The organism is Hydrogenophaga sp. (genome assembly GCF_028698005.1).
Taxonomy (GTDB): Bacteria; Pseudomonadota; Gammaproteobacteria; order Burkholderiales; family Burkholderiaceae_C; genus Hydrogenophaga.
Genome location: NZ_JAQVEJ010000190.1, coordinates 1 through 5,017, shown reverse-complemented (window position 1 = coordinate 5,017; position 5,017 = coordinate 1). Strand labels below are relative to the sequence as shown.

Genomic DNA, 5,017 nt, shown 5'->3' with positions numbered 1-5,017 from the left:
AGGCGACCGGCATGGCCGCGCACAGCGTGCCACTCAAGGACATGGAGACGGCGCTGATCCGCCAGGCGGTCGATGACGCACGCGGCAACGTGATGGAAGCCGCGCGTGCGCTGGGCATCAGCCGGGCGACGGTGTACCGCAAGCTGGCTCAGGGTTCGCGACGGACTTCGATGTAGCTGCGGATCGCCCAGATCGCCTCCTGCGTGAGCGTGCCTTCGAACGGCGGCATGTACACGCGGCCGTCGCGCACACGTCCGCGGCGCACGGTGGCGGTGAAATAGTCGTCCATTTCCTGGAAGCAGGCATCCTTTTGCGCCGGGTCCTTCATGCCGGCGCAGTCACCATCGAACATGCGCAGATCGGGCGCGATCCCCCCCGAGATGGCTTCGAGGCCGTGGCAGCGCGCGCAGTTCTGGTTGTAGGCCGAGGCACCGATGCGAACGGCCTCGCCGCGCGCCGGGTTGGCGGGGCCGTAGGGGTTGGCATCGAGCCATTTTTCGCCCAGTTGCGGCAGGCTGCTGGTGTCCACCGCCTGCGGCGCCATGTCGCCATGGGCCATGACGCTGGCCGCGATGGCGGCCATGGCGGAAAAGGCCAGCACGCCGTGCAGGGTTCGCTTGAGCCGGGAGGTCGGGGAAATCATGGGTCTTGTCTCCATCTTCAAAGGCATCGGGAAAAGGGTTGCGCAGCGGTGGTCTGCAAAAAGCTTGCCATCCGGCGGCGGCGAGCGCTGTACCAGCGCGGGTGGAACACGGTGCAGCACACTGCTCCAAATTGCATCAGTCGGACCCGCCCACGTGTCCCATCGCGCCGCCATGCACGACGCTGCAAGGGAGCCTGCCTAGGGTTTTTCTCTATGGCCGATGATTTGCTTGGAGCAGTCTGCGCCGTCACGGCACAAACTGTTCCAACTCGATGCGGTACCGCTGTTGATGCCCATCGCCGATGCGAAGACAATTGCATGAGCGACCGAGACAATCAGACAAACCCCAGGTTTCAGCGCGATTCGATGCCGGACGCATCGTGGCCCCTGAACGACTGGGTGGGTCTTCACCAGGGCCCAGGAGACACCATGACCGCCGCGACGACACATCCCCCGGGCCAGTCCGCACCAGGTGCGCATGCCATGCCGAGCCTCTCGCCGGCCGACCTGATCGATCAGGCGCACCAGCGCTCGGCCGCCTTCGGCCTGCGGGAAAACGACCAGCCCGACCTCTCCATCCCGCTCCGGGGCGAGCTGCGCGACGCGCTGGACGAGAACCGCTTCCTGTTCCAGCACGCGGCGCCGGTCATGGAGACGCTGTACGAACAGATCGTCAACACCCACAGCATGGTGCTGCTGACGTCGGCACGGGGCATGGTGCTGCACTCGCTGGGCGACACCGACTTCCTGGACAAGGCCTCGCGCGTGGCGCTGACCACCGGCGCCGACTGGTCGGAGCAGAGCAAGGGCACGAACGCCGTCGGCACCGCCCTGTCGGAGCAGGAGGCCCTCACCGTCCACGGCAGCCAGCACTACCTCAACGCCACCAAGTTCCTCACCTGCTCCTGCGCGCCGATCTTCGATCCCTACGGCCAGGTGATCGGCGCGCTGGACGTGAGCGGGGACCAGCGCAGCTTCCACCAGCACACGCTGGCGCTGGTGCGCATGTCGGCGCAGATGATCGAGAACCACATGTTCGCGGACATCTTCCCCAAGGCGATCCGCATCCATTTCCACACGCGCTCGGAGTTCCTCGGCACGCTGGTCGAGGGCATCGTGGTGTTTTCGCCCGAAGGGCGTTTCATCTCGGCCAACCGCAGCGCGCAGTTCCAGATCGGCCTGCCTTTTTCGGCGCTGAAGGCGCATACGTTCTCATCCCTGTTCGGCATCCCGATCACCTCGCTGATCGAGCTGTTCAGCGGCGCCGTGCCCACGCCCAAGCAACTGGTGCTGCACAACGGCGTCACGGTCTGGTGCCGCGCCACGCTCAAGAGCCCGGTGACCTGGGCGGCCGGCGGCGGCGAGTCGGCCGCGGCGAGCGTCGTGGAGGAAGCGCCACCCCGGCCCGCGCCGCCCCGCAGGCGGCACATGTCCACGCTGCAGTACCTCGACACCGGGGATCCGCAACTCGCCTCGGTGATCCACAAGCTGCGCATGGTCGCGGGCAAGGACATCCCGGTCATGATCCTGGGCGAGACCGGCACCGGCAAGGACCTGCTGGCCCAGGCCATCCACGGCGACTCGCCGCGCGCCGGCCAGCCCTTCGTGCCGGTCAACTGCGCCTCCATCCCCGAAACCCTGATCGAGTCCGAGCTCTTCGGCTACGAGGAAGGCGCCTTCACCGGCGCCCGCAAGAAAGGCGCGGTCGGCAAGATCCTGCAAGCCAACGGCGGCACGCTGTTCCTCGACGAGATCGGCGACATGCCCAGGCACCTGCAGGCACGCCTGCTGCGCGTGCTGCAGGAGCGGCGCGTCAGTCCGCTGGGCGCAGGCAAGGAAGTGGACGTGGACATCGCCGTGGTCTGCGCCACGCACAAGAACCTCAAGGACATGATCGCGCGCGGCGATTTCCGCGAAGACCTCTACTACCGCCTCAACGGCCTGGTGGTGCGCCTGCCGGCGCTGCGCGAGCGGACCGACTTCGAGCTGGTGGTGCGCAAGATCCTCAAGAGCCTGTGCGAGAACGGCCAGAACGTCGGCCTCTCGCCCGAGGTGCTGGACCTGTTCAAGCGCTACCACTGGCCGGGCAACTTCCGCCAATTGCACAACCTGCTACGCACGGCGGTGGTCATGGTCGGCTGCAGCGGCAGCATCGAGGTCGCGCACCTGCCCGACGACTTCCTGGAGGAGCTGCAGCTCACACCCCCGAGCCACCCCATGCCCATGCCCGCCGGCGCCCAGAGCCTGCCTCCGCTGGTGACCCTGCCCACCACGCCCGCCGAGATGCAGGCGGCCGGCCAGGCCGACGGCCTGAGCCTGCAGGACGTGACCCTGACCGCCATGGCGCAGATGCTGCGCCTGCACAAGGGCAATGTATCGGCCGCAGCCAAGGCGCTGGGCGTGTCGCGCAACACCATCTACCGCAAGAAGGACCTGCTACCGCCCGACGTCCTCCGCGACTGACTCCGCACCTGAGGGCGGCGCCTCGCCGCCATCCATCCACAGCGGCTCCAGCTCGCGCCAGGCACGCATCACGTTGAACGCCTGCCGCTCGCGGTACCCCGCCCAGCCCGCGTAGGATGCCATGGGCAGCAGCCCGGCTTCCTGGGGCAGGCGGCCGGCGTTCATGGCCTGCCACACACCGTCGTGCAGGCTTCCGAGGTATTGCCGTGTGGCCGCCAGCGCCGGGGGCGTGCCTTCCCCGTCCGCGGCGGTCGACCAGGTGGCGCCGATCAGGTGCCGCACCGGCCATGCCTCGATCCGGTCCAGGGCCCGTAGCCAGCCGCGCAAGGAGCCTTGCGCCAGCTCGGGCAGGCGCCGCCCGTAGACCAGCCCGCCCGCCCAGAGCACGCCCGACGCCGCGTCCCAGAGCAACAGATCGCCCTCGGTGTGCGCCAGCACCACGTCCAGCACTTGCAGCGTCCGGCTGCCGACGCGCAGTGTCGAACCCGCCGACACCTCGGTATCGGGCCACACGATGCGCGTGCCGGCCATGGCATCGGCACCGGCCCGCTCGACCAGGCTGCGCAGGCAGTCGGGGCAGCGCCGACGCATGGCCCCGATGGTGGGGCCGCTGGCGGCGATGCGGACCTCGCCTCGGGCCTGCGCGTCGGCGAAGGCCGAGTTGCCCAGCACGTTCTCGGCATGGGCATGGGTGTTGACCACCCCGACGACGCGCGCGCCGAAGCGGCAGCGCAGCGACTGCCGAACCCGCAGACCATGCCGGTGGCTCGGGCCCGGATCGATGACCAGCGCCTCGCCGCCGTCGATGACGGCCGTGGTCGGCGCCACGTGGCCGCCGTTGCGCTCGTCCACCTCGGCCTCGCGTGCCGGCAGCCACACCCACACCGCCGGCGCCACCTCGCGCCAGGGGACGTCGGGCCCACCGGACACGTCGCCGCAGGGCCCCGCACCCGCCAACGGCGCCGGCGCCGCGGCACAGGCGGCCAGCAGCCCGGCGCACGCGGCCATGAGAAAGCGGCGGACGCCCGCCGGCAAGCCTTGCATCACTGGCACTGTTATTGCCTCGAAGACGACCTCACAGGAGACACAAGATGCATGCCAAGCGATACGACCGCCTCACCGTGCTGCTGCACTGGCTGATGGCCGCCCTCATCCTGGCCCAGATCGGCCTCGGCCTGTGGATGGTCGACCTGCCCAAGGACGACAGCGGCCAGCGCGCCGGCTGGTTCAACGTGCACAAGTCCGTCGGCATGGTGCTTCTGCTGCTGATCGCGCTGCGCATCGCCTGGCTGCCCTGGCGGCCACGCGTGGCGCCGGCCACCCGTGGATGGCAGCACCGGGCCGCAGGCGCCGGCCATGCCCTGTTGTACCTGCTGATGCTGATCGTCCCGCTGTCGGGCTTTCTCGGTTCGGTGTTCTCCCGCTACCCGATCCGCTTCATGGGCATCCGGCTGCCCCGGCTTGCCGCGCCCTGGGACGCGGCCAAGGAGGTGCTCAGCGTGGTTCACCTGGTGTCCGTCTACACCCTGATGGCCATGGTGATCTTGCATCTACTGGCCTTCGCCTACCACCAGTTCGTCCTCAAGGACCGGCTCCTCATGCGCATGCGCTGATGGCGTCCGCGCCACCGGTGTCCAGGCTGTTTCGATTTGGGACAGGTGTTGCCCATCTGAACGGCTGCAGATCGAAAACGGCCGTCCCCACGCCACTTTCGCACTGGCATGTGCTTTGCAAAGCAGGGCCGTGGCGATCCACGCCGCAACGATGAGTCCACCCGTCACCGAGGAGCCAACATGAGAAAACACCCCATCCGCCGCCACCATCGCCTGGGCACGCTGGCGCTCGCCGCCACCGCCGCGCTGCTGGCCGGCGGCGCCCACGCCGCCAAGCCGGTCAGTTGGGAAGACATCG

5 protein-coding genes are annotated in these 5,017 nt (G+C 68.7%); 3 read left to right on the top strand and 2 right to left on the bottom strand.

All coding sequences use genetic code 11. The features are described 5' to 3' along the window. Positions 1-176, top strand: a 176-nt coding sequence (locus PHQ87_RS14335) for a helix-turn-helix domain-containing protein (protein ID WP_300235751.1), incomplete at its 5' end; no start/stop codon positions are given. Here the strand turns inward: PHQ87_RS14335 and pedF are convergent. Further along, positions 149-643, bottom strand: a complete 495-nt coding sequence (pedF, locus tag PHQ87_RS14330; RefSeq protein WP_300235748.1) for a cytochrome c-550 PedF — start codon at positions 641-643, stop codon at positions 149-151. The genes PHQ87_RS14335 and pedF overlap by 28 nt on opposite strands. 483 nt (positions 644-1,126) lie before the next feature. Between pedF and PHQ87_RS14325 the strand changes: the two genes are divergently transcribed. Continuing rightward, positions 1,127-3,106: a sigma-54-dependent Fis family transcriptional regulator gene (locus PHQ87_RS14325; RefSeq protein ID WP_300235745.1), complete on the top strand. Its 1,980-nt coding sequence runs from the start codon at positions 1,127-1,129 to the stop codon at positions 3,104-3,106. Here the strand turns inward: PHQ87_RS14325 and PHQ87_RS14320 are convergent. After that, a complete protein-coding gene (locus PHQ87_RS14320; protein WP_300235742.1) occupies positions 3,080-4,150 on the bottom strand; it encodes an MBL fold metallo-hydrolase in 1,071 nt (356 codons plus the stop codon). The genes PHQ87_RS14325 and PHQ87_RS14320 overlap by 27 nt on opposite strands. A 47-nt stretch (positions 4,151-4,197) precedes the next feature. On the opposite strand from PHQ87_RS14320, the gene PHQ87_RS14315 reads away from it, so the two are divergent. Continuing rightward, positions 4,198-4,719, top strand: a complete 522-nt coding sequence (locus PHQ87_RS14315) for a cytochrome b/b6 domain-containing protein (RefSeq protein ID WP_300235739.1) — start codon at positions 4,198-4,200, stop codon at positions 4,717-4,719. Positions 4,720-5,017 lie beyond the last annotated feature (298 nt).